17 protein-coding genes are annotated in these 18,693 nt (G+C 50.6%); 10 read left to right on the forward strand and 7 right to left on the reverse strand.

The window, feature by feature from the left end:
• The first annotated feature begins 199 nt into the window (after nucleotides 1–199).
• The 3 genes from AC3WQT_RS00565 to rsgA all read left to right on the forward strand — a co-directional run bounded on the left by AC3WQT_RS00565 (nucleotide 200) and on the right by rsgA (nucleotide 4,816).
• Complete coding sequence (locus tag AC3WQT_RS00565; protein ID WP_492701209.1) at nucleotides 200–964, forward strand: SDR family oxidoreductase; 765 nt, start codon at nucleotides 200–202, stop codon at nucleotides 962–964.
• A gap of 206 nt (nucleotides 965–1,170) precedes the next feature.
• Nucleotides 1,171–3,354: a DUF4214 domain-containing protein gene (locus AC3WQT_RS00570; protein WP_492701211.1), complete on the forward strand. Its 2,184-nt coding sequence runs from the start codon at nucleotides 1,171–1,173 to the stop codon at nucleotides 3,352–3,354.
• A gap of 364 nt (nucleotides 3,355–3,718) precedes the next feature.
• Nucleotides 3,719–4,816 (forward strand): ribosome small subunit-dependent GTPase A, encoded by a 1,098-nt coding sequence (gene rsgA, locus AC3WQT_RS00575; protein ID WP_492701213.1) that lies wholly within the window; start codon nucleotides 3,719–3,721, stop codon nucleotides 4,814–4,816.
• 363 nt (nucleotides 4,817–5,179) lie between these two features.
• On the opposite strand, the gene AC3WQT_RS00580 is transcribed toward rsgA, so the two are convergent.
• Both AC3WQT_RS00580 and AC3WQT_RS00585 read right to left on the reverse strand, forming a co-directional pair.
• A complete protein-coding gene (locus tag AC3WQT_RS00580; RefSeq protein WP_492701215.1) occupies nucleotides 5,180–5,830 on the reverse strand; it encodes an NBR1-Ig-like domain-containing protein in 651 nt (216 codons plus the stop codon).
• A gap of 559 nt (nucleotides 5,831–6,389) precedes the next feature.
• Nucleotides 6,390–8,099, reverse strand: coding sequence for a carbohydrate-binding protein (locus tag AC3WQT_RS00585; RefSeq protein ID WP_492701217.1), 1,710 nt, complete (start codon nucleotides 8,097–8,099; stop codon nucleotides 6,390–6,392).
• Nucleotides 8,100–8,424: 325 nt separating this feature from the next.
• Between AC3WQT_RS00585 and AC3WQT_RS00590 the strand changes: the two genes are divergently transcribed.
• Nucleotides 8,425–8,784, forward strand: a complete 360-nt coding sequence (locus AC3WQT_RS00590) for a hypothetical protein (protein ID WP_492701219.1) — start codon at nucleotides 8,425–8,427, stop codon at nucleotides 8,782–8,784.
• 115 nt (nucleotides 8,785–8,899) lie between these two features.
• Nucleotides 8,900–10,300 carry a hypothetical protein gene (locus tag AC3WQT_RS00595; RefSeq protein WP_492701221.1) on the forward strand — a complete coding sequence of 467 codons (1,401 nt, stop codon included), beginning with the start codon at nucleotides 8,900–8,902 and terminating at the stop codon, nucleotides 10,298–10,300.
• A 52-nt stretch (nucleotides 10,301–10,352) separates the two neighbouring features.
• Here AC3WQT_RS00595 and AC3WQT_RS00600 read toward each other — a convergent pair whose 3' ends face one another.
• Entirely contained in the window at nucleotides 10,353–10,679 is a 327-nt protein-coding gene (locus AC3WQT_RS00600; protein WP_492701223.1) for a hypothetical protein, read from the reverse strand.
• 496 nt (nucleotides 10,680–11,175) lie between these two features.
• Here AC3WQT_RS00600 and AC3WQT_RS00605 point away from each other — a divergent pair, with 496 nt between their 5' ends.
• A complete protein-coding gene (locus AC3WQT_RS00605) occupies nucleotides 11,176–11,991 on the forward strand; it encodes a polysaccharide deacetylase family protein (RefSeq protein WP_492701225.1) in 816 nt (271 codons plus the stop codon).
• Nucleotides 11,992–12,290: 299 nt separating this feature from the next.
• Here AC3WQT_RS00605 and AC3WQT_RS00610 read toward each other — a convergent pair whose 3' ends face one another.
• Complete coding sequence (locus AC3WQT_RS00610; RefSeq protein WP_492701227.1) at nucleotides 12,291–12,917, reverse strand: TetR/AcrR family transcriptional regulator; 627 nt, start codon at nucleotides 12,915–12,917, stop codon at nucleotides 12,291–12,293.
• Between the two features lie 183 nt (nucleotides 12,918–13,100).
• On the opposite strand from AC3WQT_RS00610, the gene AC3WQT_RS00615 reads away from it, so the two are divergent.
• The gene (locus AC3WQT_RS00615; RefSeq protein WP_492701229.1) at nucleotides 13,101–13,544 is read left to right on the forward strand and encodes a hotdog fold domain-containing protein; all 444 of its coding nucleotides are present in this window, start codon (nucleotides 13,101–13,103) and stop codon (nucleotides 13,542–13,544) included.
• 252 nt (nucleotides 13,545–13,796) lie between these two features.
• On the opposite strand, the gene AC3WQT_RS00620 is transcribed toward AC3WQT_RS00615, so the two are convergent.
• The 3 genes from AC3WQT_RS00620 to AC3WQT_RS00630 all read right to left on the reverse strand — a co-directional run bounded on the left by AC3WQT_RS00620 (nucleotide 13,797) and on the right by AC3WQT_RS00630 (nucleotide 15,686).
• Entirely contained in the window at nucleotides 13,797–14,405 is a 609-nt protein-coding gene (locus AC3WQT_RS00620) for a phosphatase PAP2 family protein (RefSeq protein ID WP_492701231.1), read from the reverse strand.
• A 114-nt stretch (nucleotides 14,406–14,519) separates the two neighbouring features.
• Nucleotides 14,520–15,296 carry a hypothetical protein gene (locus tag AC3WQT_RS00625; protein WP_492701233.1) on the reverse strand — a complete coding sequence of 259 codons (777 nt, stop codon included), beginning with the start codon at nucleotides 15,294–15,296 and terminating at the stop codon, nucleotides 14,520–14,522.
• A 21-nt stretch (nucleotides 15,297–15,317) separates the two neighbouring features.
• Nucleotides 15,318–15,686 carry a hypothetical protein gene (locus AC3WQT_RS00630; RefSeq protein WP_492701235.1) on the reverse strand — a complete coding sequence of 123 codons (369 nt, stop codon included), beginning with the start codon at nucleotides 15,684–15,686 and terminating at the stop codon, nucleotides 15,318–15,320.
• A 291-nt stretch (nucleotides 15,687–15,977) separates the two neighbouring features.
• On the opposite strand from AC3WQT_RS00630, the gene AC3WQT_RS00635 reads away from it, so the two are divergent.
• The 3 genes from AC3WQT_RS00635 to AC3WQT_RS00645 all read left to right on the forward strand — a co-directional run bounded on the left by AC3WQT_RS00635 (nucleotide 15,978) and on the right by AC3WQT_RS00645 (nucleotide 18,598).
• Nucleotides 15,978–16,439 (forward strand): cupin domain-containing protein, encoded by a 462-nt coding sequence (locus tag AC3WQT_RS00635; protein WP_423009522.1) that lies wholly within the window; start codon nucleotides 15,978–15,980, stop codon nucleotides 16,437–16,439.
• Nucleotides 16,440–16,602: 163 nt separating this feature from the next.
• Complete coding sequence (locus tag AC3WQT_RS00640; protein WP_492701237.1) at nucleotides 16,603–17,133, forward strand: DUF2199 domain-containing protein; 531 nt, start codon at nucleotides 16,603–16,605, stop codon at nucleotides 17,131–17,133.
• Nucleotides 17,134–17,392: 259 nt separating this feature from the next.
• The gene (locus AC3WQT_RS00645) at nucleotides 17,393–18,598 is read left to right on the forward strand and encodes a hypothetical protein (RefSeq protein ID WP_492701239.1); all 1,206 of its coding nucleotides are present in this window, start codon (nucleotides 17,393–17,395) and stop codon (nucleotides 18,596–18,598) included.
• Nucleotides 18,599–18,693: the final 95 nt, after the last annotated feature.

Below are 18,693 nucleotides of genomic sequence, written 5' to 3' on the forward strand. Positions count from 1 at the left end.
ATGCATTTTTACGCATCTGTAATGAATGAAGGATAGCAATCCGGCACGGCAAATTAAATGGCGTCTTTCTCAAAATCAGGTCGGCGATTTCCTACATGCATAGTCCTTTTTAAATCCCTCGTCCGTTTCTGGCGAGACATAGCGCCCTCCAAAACCAATACTGCAATCTCTTACCAACTAGAAGCAAAGAGAAAACAGTATGAAAGTCTTGAACAATAAAGTCGCCATCATCACCGGTGCCAGTTCCGGCATAGGCCGGGCAGCCGCCTTGCTGTTTGCCAGCGCGGGAGCAACAGTGATCGCAGGTGCGCGCCGACAGGCTGGGCTTGACAGCCTGGTGGCACAGATACAGCAGGCAGGTGGCCGTGCCGTTGGTATTGCAGGCGATGTCCGCCACGAGCAGTACGCGCAAACCCTGGTTGATTTTGCCGTCAGTGAATTTGGTGGCCTGGACATTGCATTCAATAATGCAGGCACCATGGGTGAAATGGGGGCGACGCCGCAAGTGTCTGCGGCAGGCTGGCAAGATACGCTGGACATCAATCTGAACAGTGCATTTTTTGGTGCCAAATATCAAGTCCCAGCCATGCTGAAACGTGGTGGTGGCAGCCTGATTTTTACATCCACCTTTGTCGGCCATACTGTTGGCTTCCCTGGCGTTGCTGCCTATGCCGCCAGCAAGGCCGGGCTGAATGGATTGACACAGGCACTGGCGACAGAATTTGGTGCGCAGGGCATACGCGTGAATGCGATCTTGCCTGGCGGTACAGAGACGCCGATGGCGCATGAAATGAACCACACAGCAGAAGCAATGGCCCATGTCGCCAGTCTGCATGCCTTGAAGCGTCTGGCGCAGCCAGAAGAAATCGCCCAGGCTGCATTGTTTTTGGCATCGGATGCGTCTTCATTCATGACGGGTTCCTCCATGCTGGTGGATGGCGGGGTATCGGTGAACAGGACTTGAAGTAGAACTTGAAGCGAATCTGATATAGGTGAACCGACACTTGCGGCAGCAGGTGTCAGGTAGCCCTCTCTTGCTGCATCCTGCGCAGCATGTCTCATCAGGACAAAGGTGCCTGCATGTATACATTCGCCCTGTTTTTTGCGATGATGCCGACTCTTTTGGCATGTCTATGCCATGCACCTCACTCTGCATCAAGGTTTTTTTACATGGCCACTGAAGTCGACATCCAGAATCTGTACATTGCTTATTTCAACCGCCCTGCCGACAAAGCGGGCCTGGCTTACTGGAAGGATGCGAAGCTGAGCCTGCTGCAGATCGCACAAAGCTTTTCTGAACAAAAGGAATATGCCAGTGCCTTTGCCGGGTTCACGACTGAACAAACCATCAATGCCCTGTATAACAATCTGTTCAACCACAAAGCTGACGCAGAGGGTCTGGCTTATTGGAGCACCCAGATCAAATCCGGCAAGGTCAGCATAGGTGCGGCAGCGATTGCGATTTTGAGTGGTGCTACCGGGGCAGATTATGTGGCAGTACAGGCCAAGAATGCGGCGTCAATTGCCTTCACTCAAAAACTGGCAAAGGATGCAGCGGCAAGCTATGCCTATAACATGGGTGGCACTGTATTTAACCTGGCCAAGAACTGGCTGGCACCCGTGGTTGATAATGCAAGTGGCACCGATGCAGTTAACAACCTGGGCATAGCGATAGAAAAGATAATTTTAAGTGCCCCCTTCGGTAGCGACAGACTCGCCAATACCACGATAGTTCAAGTAATTCCTGGTCAGAATAATACAGGCAAGAATGCTGACTTCAGCTTCTCTGCAGATGATGCTCAGCTACTCAAACCCAATACCGGCCTGACCGGTGGTGGGGGCAATGTTGCATTGAATGTGAATACCTATTTTTCACCAGTCAGCCATGCATCAACCACCGTCACGGGTGTACAAACCCTGAACTTGCAAGCGGGTTCGGACACGAGTTTTGCTAGCGCAGATTTCATGAACAGCTTCAAATACATCAACGCCAATAAGCTTAACGGCGGCGACAATATCGTACTGGGCAATCTGGCCGGCCAGACCGTGCAACTCAATAATATTACCGGCAGTTCATCGGTTACATTGGGTGGGGCTAATCAGAGCGTGATTCAGGCAGCAGAACAGGGGCGCGCCTATATCAGAACAACAAATGCCAACCTGACGACCGCGACCCTTAATTTCATCAATGCGACAGCTGGTGAACATATACTGGAAATTACAGATAGTGGCGCTGCGACTGTCGGCACAGCCAATATGCTGGGTATCAACAGTATCATTTTGCGGGGTGACGAAAGCGGACTGACGCTCTCGCCTTCGCGCGCCATAGCTATCAATATGTACGGCACCAATGATAGTGCGCTGACGGTGAACAATGGCCAACAGGTCAACATCACTTCTGTCAAGGCATCCAGCCTGACTTTAGGTGGTAATGGCAAGTTCTTCATAGAGAATAGCCAGTTTCGTGATATCCGCCTGACGGATAAAGGTGGCACGCTTAAGCTCAGAGACAATAATGACGGACTGCATTCAATAGTGAGTAATGGGGCAGCCACTGTCGATGTCAGCAATATGACTTCCATGCTCAAACTTGGTGGCGCAGGCTCTTATACCATCACTGGCCTGGGAATGCGGGCGGGGTCTTATATCTATAATGACGCAGCAACAGGTGCTGTCAATGTCAGCATGACAGGACCTCATAATTCTCAGTATTCCACTTTCTTGCCTACTGCAGCAGCTCTTAGCACTGGCCCTGTCATCATTAACCTGGATGGCACGGGCATGCTATCACTGGGCGCGTCGGCAAGCAGTTCTTCTACCAGGGTGAATGTCAATGTGCCGGGAGCCTCCGTCAACGTCCTAGGTGTCAGCGGCATAGTAGACATAGTCGAAGCAGAAGGCAAATCAGGAACATTCAATTTTAGTACCAGTGGCTTTAGCGCAACAAATTTACTGCTTGCTACGACCGGTGATGGGAACGATCTGTTAAATATAAAAACTAATTCATTCAGCAACATCAAAAATACGCTGACGACGATCAGCAATTTCAATGCTACTGGTACAGACAAGTTCATCACAGGATTGGCGGCGACAACACTTGGCTATTTCGCGATCACTACTTCTGACTTCGACAGCCTGCCAAAAAATATTATCGATGGCGCTATCGCGTCAAAGCAAGCATTATTATGGGCAGCCGGACAAGCATATATCATCGCCGTAGATAGCGGCGAAGCGGCTGGCGTCTATCTTTATCAGCATAAAAGCAATATTGGTAATTACGTTGGTTACGGTGACGTCCTGGTCAAACTCACAGGCATTGGTCACATCGATGTAACTGATATTATTTCTTCCTGAGCGGGTACACTGAGGTCGGCGCCTGGCGTGGCTTGGCCGCATGCAGGCCAGCAGGCAGTTTTTCCTGTTGACGCCATCGCTCACTGCTGGCACACTACGACTTCCATCAACTACCACAGGAGACAACATCATGAGAACCACGGATATTGCCCTCTTGTCGGCTGCCTGATCTGCACACATCGCTGCCTACATCATTTTCTGGCGTCTTAAAATTTCATCGCTAGTGTATTGATGCGCGCCTGATTGCGCGCCGACTTCCATTTTCTTTTTTTCGTTCCTGCACGCCCAGTTTTTTGCTGTGCCTGCGGGATGGTTTAGTGCATCCAAAAAGCGATGCACGCCTGAATCTGGACACACACTTATCATGATCAATTTTGATTTCGCATCCCTGCGCCTGATCGGCCTGACACCTACTATCGCCAACCAGCTGCATGCACTGGCAGCAGATTATGCTGACGCCGCCCATCCCGACAATGCCACGTTGCAAATGGTGCGCATTACTGAAGTACACCGCGACAGCCTGGTCGCCCACAATGGCATGAACACCATGCAAGCCCGCGCCCTGCCGCGCCTCTTGCATGAACTGGCAGCAGACGATGACAGCCTGGCCGTTGGCGACTGGGGCTTGCTCAGCAACATCAGCGGCGATGCCGCCAGTGGCTACCACTTCATCGCCCGCATACAGCCCATGACGCATCTGGCACGACGCAATAATGAAGGGCGGCGACAAGCACTGGCCAGCAACATCGATACTGCCCTGCTGGTGATGGGGCTGGACAGCGACTTCAACCTGCGCAGGCTGGAACGTTATCTGGCACTGGTACATGCCGCCGCAGTTGCGCCCGTCGTAGTACTGACCAAGGCCGACGTGCATGCAGATGCGCAGGCTCGCCAGGCAGAGGTAGAGCAGCGCCTGTCCGCCAGTGTGCCGGTGTTTGCCGTCAACGGCCAAAGCAGCATGGCCGCAGACATGCTGGCACCATGGATGGCGGCGGGCCAGACGCTGATCTTGCTGGGTTCATCCGGCGCTGGCAAATCGACGCTAACCAATACGCTGACCAGCAGCGCGCAAGATACCGGTGCAGTGCGCGCCAGTGATGGTCGTGGCCAGCACACCACCACCGCACGTTCACTACACCTGTGCCCAGGCGGTGCCTGCATCATCGACACCCCCGGCCTGCGCACCCTGCAACTCAACCTCGACGAAGAAGCCCTCAGCGCCAGCTTTGCCGACATCGACGCCCTGGCCGCAGAATGCCAGTTCCGCGACTGCAGCCACCAAAGCGAACCCGGCTGCGCCGTGCGTGCCGTGGTCGATGAAGACAGGCTCAGGAACTATCAAAAGCTACTACGCGAAACCCGCCGCAACCAGCAAACCCCGCTAGACAGGATTGCGGCAAGGTCCAAGTGGAAGGTCTTGATGCGCTCGGTGAAGGAGAGGGATAAGGTGAAGCGGGGATAAGCTGGAATAAAGTCATGAGAGTCACCCAAGCGCAAATAGCCGCGTGCATTTCCAGTGCACGGAGTATCTACTAAGGTACCAGATATCCAAAGACGTAAATGCTCAATGCAGTTTCTCAAGGCTTTTTGTGGCAACGCTGATTTCACATGACATTGGCTACTTCGGGCCTTACCTGATGTGATAGTGAAGACCGTTGCCATTGATTGACATACTCTGGACTGGAAGCTTGGCTAAGTGTGATTGCGCCAGGCTGTCTCCGCTGTACCATGCAATGGTCATCAGTGCCTCCGGGTATGGCACTGATGGCCAGGCCTACAAATGCTGCTAAGTTTTATTATATGTTCCAGCGAATAAATAAATTGATCAGACTGCCATGACACTTACACAGCATCTTAACCCTTCCATTTCAGGGAAACACAGATCACCATTTTCATCAGCCATTTTCCAGTATGAAACTACCAAAGCGGGCGTTTCGGGAGCAATAAATTCAACCTCTAGTGCCACAGAATCGCCTGGCAATGTGTTAGGAACAGGTATTTCCTGATACTCAGGTACTAATGAATAACTTAATTGCACATAAGAATCACCCAGTTTTCTATAAATAATAAAGTTTTGATCCTGGCAAACGAGTTTGCGACCTATCCAGGGCAATTCTCCCCGATTTGCAATTTCCCATATTTTGAGAAACTTTTGCCCAATTAAAACGATATCGCCATCAGGGAAAGTGACATCCTTAACAAAGTGACTGGTGTCATTTCGCCGGGTTCTACGCCATGTCCCTCTTGGTGGTGAAGATGTTCCTGCCAGATATAAACTGACCAAATGATGTGGATTGTGGTCAAGTGCATACGCCAGATTGGCCAATGTCCTGACCGTTGGTTGTTGGACTTCACCATTCAGTATTTTCAATAGCGCGGTCCTGCTGATCCTGGCTCGTCTGGCCAGTTCAGAATCACTGACTAATTGTTTTCTTGCTTCAAGTCTAAGAAAATTCCCCAAATCCAAACTACTCATAGATGTCCCCCGTATTAATCAGCAAAGCTCTGGGCATGAAATACAGCAAGCGATGCAGCAGCATCATGACCGAGGATGAATGTACGAAACCGTGTTTGATCAAAGTTTCGCTGAAAATTGATTTGCTCAAAAGATTAAAAAAGAATCTACTTTCAATCATACAATTAAGTTATCAATTAATCATTCTATTTCTGATATTGAGGTCAAATATACGAGCTGCAGTGGCTGATACTTTTTATCGAAAGGAAAGACCGAAGGAGATCATCACAACTGGCGCAAGATGTCGCGGGTGCCGATCTTCAACTGGAGTTGAATAATAAATTTTTCATTAACCTGAACATATTCAGGCGCGTAAACCATCACCCTTACTCCCTGCCATTAATTTTTTTTAAATATCAATGCAAAACGCCCCATTTTATTGGGGCGTTTTTCAGGCGATGAGAGATCACTCCTCATCAAGGACGTCAGATTCAAACCACTGTTCACAACTGCGATTGATTTGAAAAACTACAAACGCATCGACGATACTTTCATGGTTAAAATATCTGGAACAGCTACTTCAAGTAATATACCCAAAGTACCACCACTGGCTACCATCATACCAATATAGCTCTCTGGTCGAAACATACATAGCGATGATCTTGCCACCACCAAAATTCTGGCATAGGAAGCTAGTGAAGCATCCATAATTTGAACCAGATTTAAACCCGAAATATCCTTGGTATTTGGCATACATGGCATCGATAGGACTAGCGGCAGTATTGCCGCCATTGGTATTACTTGTCGAAATTTTTTCAAATTTGACAGCGTCAATTGCAACTTCTTCAGAAGTGCTTATTCCTTTATTTCTATCATCACTTGCTGTCCCCAGCGACAGTCCAACATAGCCAAGCGCATTAAAATCAAAGATATCCGTATTATCTTCTGCTACCAATTGAACCCAATTATTACCGTTACTTTTTTGATCGACCGGTTTCGAGATCAACACTTTGGAGCCGTCAGGTTTTATTTTATAAAAAACAGACTTTGCACTCGGGCCCCGCTCAGGAATATGTACATAAATCTTGTATTTGGCCGCAGTCCCTGGCTTCCATTGCGCAAATGCATCACTCTTCCCTTTGAAGAGATTGGCAGTCAGATAATAGCCAGGTACCTTACCAGCGCCAAGATTTGAAGGTCTTGTGCCATCAAAGACTGACCCAACTGATACCCCATTCTTTGTATTGAGCTGATCATTATCGACAATAATGTCCCCATCATTGACGATTGAAAACTTCAGAGGATATCCATAACGGGAATCGCTTCCATCCAGAGGCTCCAAAAAAGGCAGAAACATATAGTCGCCAACATCATAACCATCGCTTGTAACACCTGAAATACCTGAAGATGGAACTGTACCTACAGTATTCCCAAGAAATTTCTGTTTTTCAGTCAGGCTACTTGATTTTGTGTAATCTTCGGCTTCACTACGGTTGCCAGTTTTCCGCACCACTATACTTGAGCGCTTATGATTGCCCTGAATTGGAAGAAAGCCATACAACGCCTTTTTGGCAATGCCAAATACATCATAATCTGCTTCGGACGTGGTACTGGTTCTCCCAAGAGATGGTATCAACTCTCGCTTGTTCGCCGCAAAAACCAAAGGATCGTAGTAGCGCAAATTGATATCCGTCGTAGAGTAATGCGCAGTTAGCGATGCTTTAGAATACAAACTATTGTTTGCAGCAAGCTCTCCAGGGCGAGCACTAATTGTATAAATCCATGCAAGGCTTACGGTATCAGCAATCTCTACATGCAGATGCGGGCTGTAGACGGTGACTCCCCCCGCCCCTATTCCACCTTTTTTTCCAATATACTGGCCTTTGGCAATATAGTTGCGCTCCACGATGACGTCGGACAGACCGGAACTGTGCAATAGATTAACCTGGAAATACTCGCCAGACCTGATCAAGTTGCGGATGCTTACCTGACCATACGAATCCTTTTTTTTCCCGATTACCTTGCCAAACCCGTATGACATGACGGCATCTATATAGTCTGGATTATTGACTGCGTAGTCCATGCCAGTATGAGTGGCCGTATTAAATTTGCACCCGTCAAAACGGCATTCGTCTCGCGACTTGGCGGGATTCCAGTATCGATGAGCCCAGAAGTTACTCGAGCCTCCCCAACCCGGTGAGCCATACTCCTTGAAGCTATAGGTACTAAATGACTCTTCAGCTTGTGCGTTGAATGAGACTGCCAGCAATGTGATCAATAGACGTTTCACGTTCAACTCCTGTTAGAGGGATTTATAATAAATGCTGTTTCTTGCGTAGGCATCAGCCCATTTCTACTATCAGGTACTGAAATTAGTCTATCCAGAAATATGTAATCTCCAGTTGTCATATTTTGATCTTTTGCTCTTAAAATCATGGATGCCATGCACGGATTGCAGCATTAGCTACGTCCATGCAATTTGCGAAACCACGGTTCTGGCCAGGCACAATGTCATGCTCAGCCCAGCAACTTAAATTAAAAACACAACCAAGTTAGTTGCAATTAATAAATAAGTAAACTATAGTCGGCACATTAATATCCAGAAACCAATCATCATGACCACGCACAACATCACCACCGTCACACTCTACCGCCCTACCGGCCCAGAAGAGCTCGCACTGGTGCGTGACAGCGGCAACAAGAAATGGCCACCCCGTTTGCCAGAACAACCGATTTTCTATCCGGTGACGAATGCTGAATATGCGATTCAGATTGCCAGGGACTGGAATGTGGCCGCAAGCGGCGCAGGTTACGTAACGCGCTTTGAGGTCAACAAAAGCTTCATGGACAAGTATCCAGTCCAGACAGTTGGCGGTGCCATTCACACCGAATGGTGGATACCGGCTGAAGATGTTGAGCTGATGAATGACAATATCGTTGGCGAGATTGAAGTCATTCACAGCTTTACTGCCTGACGAGACTCCACATTTATCATGTGCAATCCGCAACATGCTATAGTCGCAAAGTTGCCAACAAATTCCTTGGTTTGTTGGTAGCAATCACGCACACAATAGAACTGCAGACGACACCTTGACCAGCACAAACCACAGCAGCCTCAGATTATTGCCTGCACATGCTAGGCAAAATAAAGCAAACCTGACCCGGCTGTTTTTCACACTATTCAGTTTCTCATTCACCAGCACCGCATTTGCCTTTGCACCCAGCACCGGCCTGGAAGAACTCCTCGTTGCTGCCGCTGGTAGTTTCGTGTTCAGTGTCATTGCGATGATCGTGATTTTCATCAAACTGAAGAAGAATTTCTTGCCGCGCCTTCTGATTGCGCTGGCTTCACCTTTGCTGGTTTTCCCGGTATGCATGGCAGGTAGCATGGCGACCAGTTATGTCATGCACCAGATCAGCCAATTAAAGAAAAACCAGGAAATAGCACAAGCCTCTCAAGATGAACAGGATGCCTGGCAGCGTAATCTTTTGCGCATCAGTGCCTGTGACGGTGACCGTGCCGTGCTGGAAACAGAACTGTCGTCAGGCAGGCACGATCTGGAGACCAAGAAGCGTGTGCTGGAAGAATGCGTGTTGCCCAAAGCCGATGCCACCGCGATGCGTGCCATGCTGACAGATCTGCTGGCACAGAATGCCGCTGACAATGCTTACTGTAGCTACCTGAACCCGGCGTTGTTGCGCATGGATACTGGCTTGCTGGACGTGTTTGTCGAGCAGAAGCTGTCGCTGATCTGCCCTTCCACAAGGTATGCTTATGCAGTCGGCATCGAAAAGACCGCACCGTCATGGTGGGAGATATTTCAGGATGGGCAAGCGGCAGATGCAGATCAACTACTGAGAACTTTGCGTTATTTACAGACGCATGGCGTGGACATGAAAGTGGTGGTTGATGGACGCTCCCTGCTGTCGCTGGCGATGCAAAGCGGCAAGGCTGAACTCATTTTGTATGCGCTGGATACCGGTGTTGATCCCTACGCCATCCCTGCTGATACAAGTATGCTGTCGCCGCAGCAAAGCTGGACGCTGCAACGGTTTTCTTTTCCTGACATGGGGACTTATAGTGAAGCGGACAAGAAACGCATACAGTCACGCCTGCGCGAAATGAATGGCAAGGAAGCAGAATCACTGGCCCACAGGCTGAGCATCAAAGGCGGGCTGGAAAGTGCCAAGGATGGTGGTGCCGGTTTGCTGGCTTACCTGATACAAAGCGGTGCCAATTTGCGCCGCTTGAACCAGGATGGCAATGGCGTCATGAGCGCTTACACCCGTGTATCACCGGCAGTGGTAGAAGTCCTCAATAAACTCAGCGACCAGCAGTTAAAGGATTTTATCTGCCCGGAAGCCGGGGAATACGGCGATAGCTATCAGCTGTATGCAGAAGCCATCAATGGCGACAACCAGCCCCTCGTCAGCTTGCTCAAGCAGCGCAATATGCCAGCGACTTGCCCGGATACGAAGAAGCAAGAGTAGCTAACAGCACCAGTCTGCGGCAGATTGCTGCGGACTGCAATCCCAGGTATCTTTATGTCAGTGCTGGCGCTTGTTTAATCTCAGGCAATGGTACGTCCTTGCCATTGACTGTCAGGGTGAAGGTCTCGCCTTTGTGTACCAGCCGCACTTTGAGTACGCCTTTCTTTTTATAGACGACAATGCCGTTGAGACTTAACTCGCCATTCTTGAGTTCAAGCACATTACCGTTTTCATGCACGGTGCCACCCACGCCATCAAGCGTGGATACCATGGCATCGCCCTCGACTTTGACGCTGCCACTGTTATTTTGGGCGGCAGACGCCGGGGTAGTCGCCGACAAGGCGGCCAGCATGCTGATCAAGACAAATGTGGATTTCATAAACGAAAACTCTCGCAGAAGAAAACAGCTACCCTATGCCATGGCGAATAGTTTGTCAAACAGATAATTAAAGATAATTAAGCAGGCCCACAGATGCCATCAAACGCATTGCATGCCTGACTGCCTTCAGACGCTTAAGCACATCCAGGCATGCCAAGGGCGGCAGCACGAACACGGGTTCAACACGAAAAAAAACCTGCCGCTGGCAGGTTCTTTTAGAGTCACCCAACTGACATAAACGCCCGTACTATCTGTACGATGAATCGAAATCCGTGGATAACAAGTTCTAAGACGTGCCTCGCTCTGCTCCCTAGCTTATCTGCCAGATGATACCGATCTCTGCAACGTAAAACCATACTAAAGCGCCACGGCGAACGGGTCTGTGCGCTGGCACACACTATCTACGTTCCTGTAGTTTTACCAAATGTAATTAAAGCTGCTTCCGGCCTGCATTTACGTATACTCGCAGCTTATAGAAAAAATAAGTTTATTTGACATGCTTTTTCGCATCAGCCGCCCTGCATGCTTTTCATTCGTCGCCGCTGTGGCCTCTATCGCCTGGTGTTCATCTGCGCAGGCCATGCCCGTAGAGGTGCACAACCGCATCGCTACGCCTATTAGCACAAATAAAATCGCAGACAAAAAAATAGCACTGACGCTGGATGCCTGTTCGGGCAAGTTTGATGCGGAGTTGCTGGACTTTTTAATACGCAAACGCATTCCCGCAACCATCTTTGTGACCAAGAAATGGCTGGATAAAAATCCTGCCGGTGTTGCCATCATCAAGGCCAACCTGGATTTGTTTGATGTTGAAGACCACGGTGAAAAACACATCCCCGCCATCATCGGCCCCGGCAAGAAAGTCTATGGGCTGGCGGGTGAACCCGACATCGCAGGCCTGCAACGTGAAGTCACCGAAGGTGCCAAAGCCATCACCAGCACGATGGGTACTACCCCGCAATGGTATCGCGGTGCCAGCGCAAAATATGACCCGCAGGCCATGGATGAGATCAAACGCATGGGCTACAAAATCGCCGGTTTCTCACTGAATGCAGACCAGGGTGCGACGCTGCGCAAGCAAGCCATCATCAATCAATTCAAACGCCTGCAAGCGGGTGATGTGATCATAGCGCACATGAACAAACCGGCATCCGACTCTGCCGAGGGTCTGGCGGTAGCACTGGCAGAAACCCTGAAGCAGGGCTTTGTGTTTGTACGGCTGGATCAGGTGGAGTTGCAGCGGGTCGAATTGCAGCGTGTGAATATGCAAAAGTTACAGATTGCGCGGCGTAGTCTGGCGTCATCCAATTAATGGGATAGCGGAAGAAGCGCGCAATACATACACAGTATGTGTGCGTCATGTACGGCACACATGTTTGCCCAAAAACCATGGAACACCATGCGGCGCATTGCAATGCGCCTCACGTTACGGCTACATCACGGCGATGGTTGACGCATTACTGGATGTAGGGTGCGTTGCAACGCACCGATTTTGCGTAAAATAAGCTGCGCGCCAATCAATCTCTTTGTTTAGGATATCTTTTAACGAAACCACATTGCGCGACTGACACTCATCAATAAATGGTGCGTTACAACGCACCCTACCGGGCTTCACTCCATCGCATGCATCGCCACAGAATTCCAGGCAGCCTGCGTCAGGTGTTCACGGTATTTTTTTGGTGAAGTGCTTACCCGCCCGGACAGCCAGGCACGGCAGTAATTTTCTGCCTGCCCTATCAATAGCGATGGCAGTAAATCATCCGGTATGTGTTTGATCAGATCGCGCCTGCCAGGCGCGGCCCACCATGTATGCATGTTTTTATTGCGGGTACGGTTCCTGGCTGACAATTCATCTGCTTGCGGCCCTTTGGCAATCGCTGCCCGCGCCTGGTATTGAAAGCGCGCCAACTCTGGCTGCTCTGTCACCCAGTCTACATAGGCGCAGACAATCGCCGCCACACCTTCTTGTGCCGAGCGGGCCTTCTCCAGATAGTCTGCCAGCAGGCGTGCCTGGTCTTCCAGCGCACTAAAAAACAGTGCTGCCACCAGGCCTTCTTTACTGCCAAAGTGATGATAGATATTGCCGACGCTGGTATCACAGTGCTGCTTGATGATTTCTATCGTGGTCAGGTCAAGGCCATGTTCATTGAAACATGCGAGGGCACCCAGCAGGATATCGCGCTTTAACTGCGCGCGCCTGCCGGGGTAATTGCGTTCGAGGACGTCTGCTGTAGCCAAATCAATACTGCCAGAAAATGAGTAATAGGATAGTTCGATGGCGATGATACCGCAGCTCGCCCACGAGTAAACCGCTTGACACAGAAAAATGTTCTAGAATATTTTTCTTAAATAGAATTTAATTCTATTTTAGAATATTATTCTAATTATAGGTATTTCATTTACACTTCAGGAGACAAGAAAATGAGTCAAGCGCTAGAGATGTTCAAACTCGGTGGCCCCGAGCAGTTCAGCAAAATGGTATGTCAGATGGCTCCTTACTTCAGCACCATCAACCCCACTCTGAGTGAACTGCGCCCAGGCTATGCCGAGGCCAAAGTCCCCTTCCGCCGCGAAATCACCAACCACCTGGGCACCATCCATGCGATTGCGCTGTGCAATGCGGCAGAACTGGTGGCAGGCACCATGACCGACGTCTCCATCCCCGCAGGCGGGCGCTGGATACCAAAGGGCATGACGGTGGAATATCTGGCAAAAGCCAAGACCGATGTCACGGCTGTGGCAGACGGCAGCGGCCTGGACTGGACAACCGCAGGCGACAAGATCGTCACCGTGGATGTGGTCGATAGCGGCGGCGTCAAAGTCTTCACGGCGCGCATTACCATGAATGTGAAACTGGCAGAGTAAGCAGGCTTGGGGAAATAGCTTCCCCACTTGCCGTATCTCATGGGATGCATATCCTATACAACACAGGATACTCAAATCACTACCTTGATGTAAGACGCATTGCAATGCGCCGTATGGTGCTCAAATGCCGCAGGAAAATATATGTGCCGTACATGACGCACACATGCGGCGCATTATTTATTTCCAAGCCTGCCGTAATCAAGTTGCTGGCAAGCTGTTTAGTCCATTTCAATCGCTGATCAAAAGCTGAGGCTACGGCCTGATCCAGCCTTTGGCAATAGGCCAGGCCAACAGATAACGGTAGAGTTTTTCTATTGCCTGCATGAATGGGCCACCCCATCTTGCCCACACGGGTGACAACAACAAATAGGCAAACAGCGATACCCCGAGAGCGCCCAGCATATCCAGCGGAAAATGCACGCCCAGGAATATCCTTGACCATGCCACCGCAATACCCATGATGGCAGTCGGCACACCCAGGGCCAGCTCACCCGCCAGTAAAAGGCTGCAAGCCATGCTGGCAAAAACGATACCGTGATCACTGGGGAAAGAGGCAACGGCAGCATGCGGCATCCAGGCATGCCCCAGCCCTATCATGAAGGGACGGGGATGTGGCCAGAACACAGCCAGCAACTGACCTATGCCAAGGGCAATGCAGCACACCAGGAAGGCCCTGAGTGCCAGATGGCGGCGCTCAGGCTGCCATAACCATGCAAGCACAAGAGCCAGCGGGATAAGGTAAATCAACACTTCGGCTATCAGCGTTGCAATGCTGATCACGCCAGCGCCAGTCTGTTCACCAGCATTCAATTGTAAAAACAGGCTACGGTTCAATACTTCCAATACTTCCAATACTTTCATCAGCTTTATCCTGTGCAGGTTTCATGGGCTAATTATAAAACGGTCAGCAAGCAAATCGATTTGCTTGCTGACTCAGAGCACGTGCGAGTGCATTTCAAGGACTGCATGCAAAATCTAGATCTTCCAAACACTTTCCAGCATCGCATACCCACGCGCATCATATTGCTTTAATTCTGCATGTTGATAGGGGTAGAAATCGTTCTCCCCAAAAAAGGCTTCGCTGAGTTCTGCAAAATATTCGTGGTGATTGCTGATGGCGTAGGCTTCTTGCAGTGCTGTGCCATGGTCACGCGTGACCTGGCGGTATAGTCCGGCGGCTTTGGCGTTTTCATAGGCGCGCAGGATGGCTGCATCGAGTTCTGGATGCTGGAAGTGGTAGGCATGTGCCATTTCATGTAACAAGCCATAAGGCTGGCTGCGCACCAGGGTGGCGAATTCTTTCCAGTTGCAGATTTCTATATTGCCAGCGAATTCAACGGGGTAGTCATGTTCCTGCAGCCATTGTGCAGAGGGGTGATGTTGTGCACCAAAGGCGCGGTAGGTGCCACTGGAGACATAGATGCTGACCTTGCGCAAACTGTCCTGCGCCTGGGCTGGCAATTTTCTGAGTTTGTCCAGTTGATCAGTCAAGGCACTGATAAAGGCAGATCTGGATGCCGCATCTGCCGTTTGCAAACCCTGGTCAAACATCAGGGTCCAGCCATCAATCCGGGTTTTCTGGTAAGTGCTGGCGGCGCAAATGGGGGATGAGGCCAGCAAGAGTAATACGGGGAAAAACAGCAGCGCACGGCGGCGGCTGTTGGTAAGGGCAGATGGCATGGGATTGATCAACTGATTTTTGTCAGCAAGATTAAAGCATGCCACCTGCCACGGCGCAATAGTCTGCGCCATGCTCTCATGCAGTAGCCGGGATTAACGGCGATGCGGTGCCCAGTGCCCTTCCCTGAAATGCCAGGAGTGGCCGACATATTCCCAACGGTGCCCTACCCAGACGTGGCCAACACGTGGTGCCGACCAGTAACCGCGATGCCAGACATGGCGGCCACCTTCCCAGAACCAGGCACCGCCTATCCAGACATAATCAGGGCTGGGTGCCACACCTATCACTTCAGCGTAGGGTGCAGGTGGTGCAGTTTCTACCACGACGACGCCAGGTGCATACGCTGGTTGCGTATACACAGGCTGAGGTTGTGCATGATAATAAGGGCGCGGTGCCACGACGCAACCTGTCAACGCGGTTGCGGCAGCTATCGCCGTCAGACCAAGTGCGATTCTTTTCATTTTTTTCTCCAGATCAATGTCCGCACGATGCGGCAGTGCAGGCATTTGGTATGCCTGCTATGTGATGACATTAACGGCCATGATAAAAGCCTTGTTGACTGGGTTTTGTAATGATTTGTAGCAGAAAATTGCAAGCCGCCTGCGCTGGTAAGTAAATGAAACCACAGCATGGCTTGCACATGGCAAACAATACCGTCGTGACAATGAAAATCTCTTGCCGGACATGGCTTTGTATTGCACACTTTGCATTCCACTCTGCCCCCTATCCGACACTGACAACCTGGAGACATCATGCGCATCAACAAAACATCTGCCATCGCCGCCGCTTTTTTTGCCGGTCTGGTCGCTTCGCCCTTGATACAACATGCCGTCAGCGACGCCCGCGCCGATGCACCTGCCCTGTCTGCCACCATCATTGATTTGCTGGCCATCAAGCATGATGACTTGCCCAAGACCGGCAATGCCGACTTGAATGCACGCGCCCTGGTCATTACCGACCATGCCACGGTCGGTATACAATCAGGCAATGTCGCCAAGCACATGCATCCACAGACCGATGAAATCCAGTACATCATTGAAGGCAGCGGCAGCATGTGGCTGGGCACAGAGCGCAAAGACTTCAAACCCGGCAGCCTGATCATCATCCCCAAAGGCACGGCCCATGCCGGCAGCATCGTCAGCAATGGCCCGGTAAAAGCCATCGCCATCAAGATCCCGCCTCAGGGCAAGACTGATACGGTGTTTGTGGATTGATGAGCGTAAAGCTATTGGCAGGAAAAAAACGGCAATCAGCAGGGTGCGTCGTGCGCACCGTTTTTTGACGCACCGATTCATGACTACGGCTCGTTGAAATTTGAATGGTGCGCGCGGCGCACCCTGCCGCCTCTTTCACCCAACTCCAAATAACAGGAAAAAAATGCCCACCGGTTTTACCTGCGCCACATGTGGTGCATTCCATGAAGGATATTCACTATGTTATGGGCCGTCTGCCCCAGAAATCTGGTACAACATACCAGAGGCCGAACGTGAATCACGCTGCGAGCTGTCATCCGACCAGTGCATCGTCGATGACAAGTATTTTTTCGTGCTCGGTCGTGTCGAAATCCCCATCATCGAGACTGGCGAAGAATTCGTCTGGCTGGCCTGGGTATCGCTGAGCGAAAAGAATTTTGAACGAGCTTGTGAATTGTGGGAAACAAAGGGGCGCGAAACCGAACCACCCTGCTTTGCCTGGTTTTCATCTGCCCTTCCGTATGAACAAACCACACTGCACCTGGAAGCTATCTTGCACACCAGACCACTGGGTGAACGGCCTGCGATAGAGCTGCAGGAGTGCGATCACCCGCTCTATTTGCAGCAAAAGCTTGGCATGTCGTTAGCAGAGTTGCAGGTTTTGACGGGGAGGCTGCTTCATGGACAGGGAACGGCACAAAGTATTTCCCTCTAAAATTTGAGGCACCATGCGGCGCATGGTAATACGCCTCACTTTACGGCTACGCCACGGCGATGGCTTGAACATAGGCCACTAGCCTCCCCAAATCATGAAATGGCCTGACTTATTCACCTTGCACCCAGCTCTTCCAACTTTTTCTCACCCGGCAGCAGAATCGTTGCATAATTGCTACTGCGCAATTGCTTGCTGACATCAGCAAGATCAGCGACAAAAGAAAAGTGAACCAAAAGTTCACGCAAAATACGGAGACTTCATGAATAAAAAAATCGCAAGTGCACTGGCAGTCGGCTTATTGGCAACGACCCTGGCTGGATGCGGTGGCGGCTCAGGTGGCAGCGGCAGCAATGCACAGAATTCCGCCATACAAAACCAGGTCAGCACCAGCCTGGTGCCGGTAATATTGCCCGGGCCTGTTCCTGCGGATTCGCCACCTCCGCCAACTGGTGCCACCTATGCGATGTCACTGGCGATTCCGCCACGCCACCAGTGGAATGCCAATTACGGTTATTGTGGCGAAACAGCATTCATCAGCGCCGGTTTGTATTACGGCCAGTATGTATCGCAATACACGGCACGCGCTGCCGCGACACCGGGCGTGAATCAAACCGACGTCAACAGCCAGTTGCTCGTTTCGGTCAACGATTTGACGGCAGCAGCCAATATGCACCTGACTGCGGTTGAATGGAATGGGCAATCCAACGCTGTCACCACCAACCAGTACCTGGCCTGGATCAAGGGCTACGTGCTGGCAGGTTATCCGGTAATCATGGGGATCTATGTCAATCAGTATCAGCCTGGCGGCAATCCCTCGGCTGGCTTCTCCAGTTACGATCATATCGTACCGGTCAATGGCATCGCCTCCAACCACCCTTTGGTACCGGGATTGAACCAGACCTATTACCCCGACGATATTTTGCAGCTCAGTGACAATAGCGGCACTAATAACGTCAACTACCCCAACCAGTTTACTGCCCCGCCGGTGGCAGCTGCTTATTTGTTTCAATATGGTTTCGACAAATTCCAGATGACACGTGTGCAAGCTAACTCCTCAACTGCACCACCGTATTCGCTTGCCTTGCATACCAGCATCAACAATCAAAATTCAGCCGTCGCCATCACCGGTGTCACCGACCTGAACAGGGAAACTGTTCCGGTGCGCCTGGCGACCGACTTGAATTACGAAAACCCGGCAATGAGCAAAGACTCGAATACCCCACCGGCAGCAGCACCATTGACCTTGACCGCAACCGTCTACGGTTTGACCGCCGGTGTTAAATACAATGTATATCAGTACAACTCACTGGCAGCCATCCCCAATTCATCCTTCAACGCCAATGCTGCCGCTGCCTCGCAGATATTTACTTTCACTGCCACGGATTCCACGTATGTGCTGCCTCCAGTAAAGATCATGTCGAACCAGACTGCTGCTTTCCGTGCTGTGCCTGTATCGGCGCGTTGAAGCAAGACCTTAAACCGCGCATTGGGTAAATATGCAGTCATCAGCGATTGTCTGCATTAACCAAATACCCAGTTGCGCAGATGCAGCTTCACCAG

The sequence above is a fragment of the Undibacterium sp. FW305-107 genome, from assembly GCF_058788535.1.

What these genes read in the sequence shown, in the direction of transcription:
- AC3WQT_RS00565 (WP_492701209.1), top strand. Translation starts at nt 200, where the DNA reads ATGAAAGTCTTGAACAATAAAGTCGCCATCATCACCGGTGCCAGTTCC.
- AC3WQT_RS00570 (WP_492701211.1), top strand. Translation starts at nt 1,171, where the DNA reads ATGGCCACTGAAGTCGACATCCAGAATCTGTACATTGCTTATTTCAAC.
- rsgA (WP_492701213.1), top strand. Translation starts at nt 3,719, where the DNA reads ATGATCAATTTTGATTTCGCATCCCTGCGCCTGATCGGCCTGACACCT.
- AC3WQT_RS00580 (WP_492701215.1), bottom strand. Translation starts at nt 5,830, where the DNA reads ATGAGTAGTTTGGATTTGGGGAATTTTCTTAGACTTGAAGCAAGAAAA.
- AC3WQT_RS00590 (WP_492701219.1), top strand. Translation starts at nt 8,425, where the DNA reads ATGACCACGCACAACATCACCACCGTCACACTCTACCGCCCTACCGGC.
- AC3WQT_RS00600 (WP_492701223.1), bottom strand. Translation starts at nt 10,679, where the DNA reads ATGAAATCCACATTTGTCTTGATCAGCATGCTGGCCGCCTTGTCGGCG.
- AC3WQT_RS00605 (WP_492701225.1), top strand. Translation starts at nt 11,176, where the DNA reads ATGCTTTTTCGCATCAGCCGCCCTGCATGCTTTTCATTCGTCGCCGCT.
- AC3WQT_RS00615 (WP_492701229.1), top strand. Translation starts at nt 13,101, where the DNA reads ATGAGTCAAGCGCTAGAGATGTTCAAACTCGGTGGCCCCGAGCAGTTC.
- AC3WQT_RS00620 (WP_492701231.1), bottom strand. Translation starts at nt 14,405, where the DNA reads ATGAAAGTATTGGAAGTATTGGAAGTATTGAACCGTAGCCTGTTTTTA.
- AC3WQT_RS00625 (WP_492701233.1), bottom strand. Translation starts at nt 15,296, where the DNA reads ATGGCGCAGACTATTGCGCCGTGGCAGGTGGCATGCTTTAATCTTGCT.
- AC3WQT_RS00630 (WP_492701235.1), bottom strand. Translation starts at nt 15,686, where the DNA reads ATGAAAAGAATCGCACTTGGTCTGACGGCGATAGCTGCCGCAACCGCG.
- AC3WQT_RS00635 (WP_423009522.1), top strand. Translation starts at nt 15,978, where the DNA reads ATGCGCATCAACAAAACATCTGCCATCGCCGCCGCTTTTTTTGCCGGT.
- AC3WQT_RS00640 (WP_492701237.1), top strand. Translation starts at nt 16,603, where the DNA reads ATGCCCACCGGTTTTACCTGCGCCACATGTGGTGCATTCCATGAAGGA.
- AC3WQT_RS00645 (WP_492701239.1), top strand. Translation starts at nt 17,393, where the DNA reads ATGAATAAAAAAATCGCAAGTGCACTGGCAGTCGGCTTATTGGCAACG.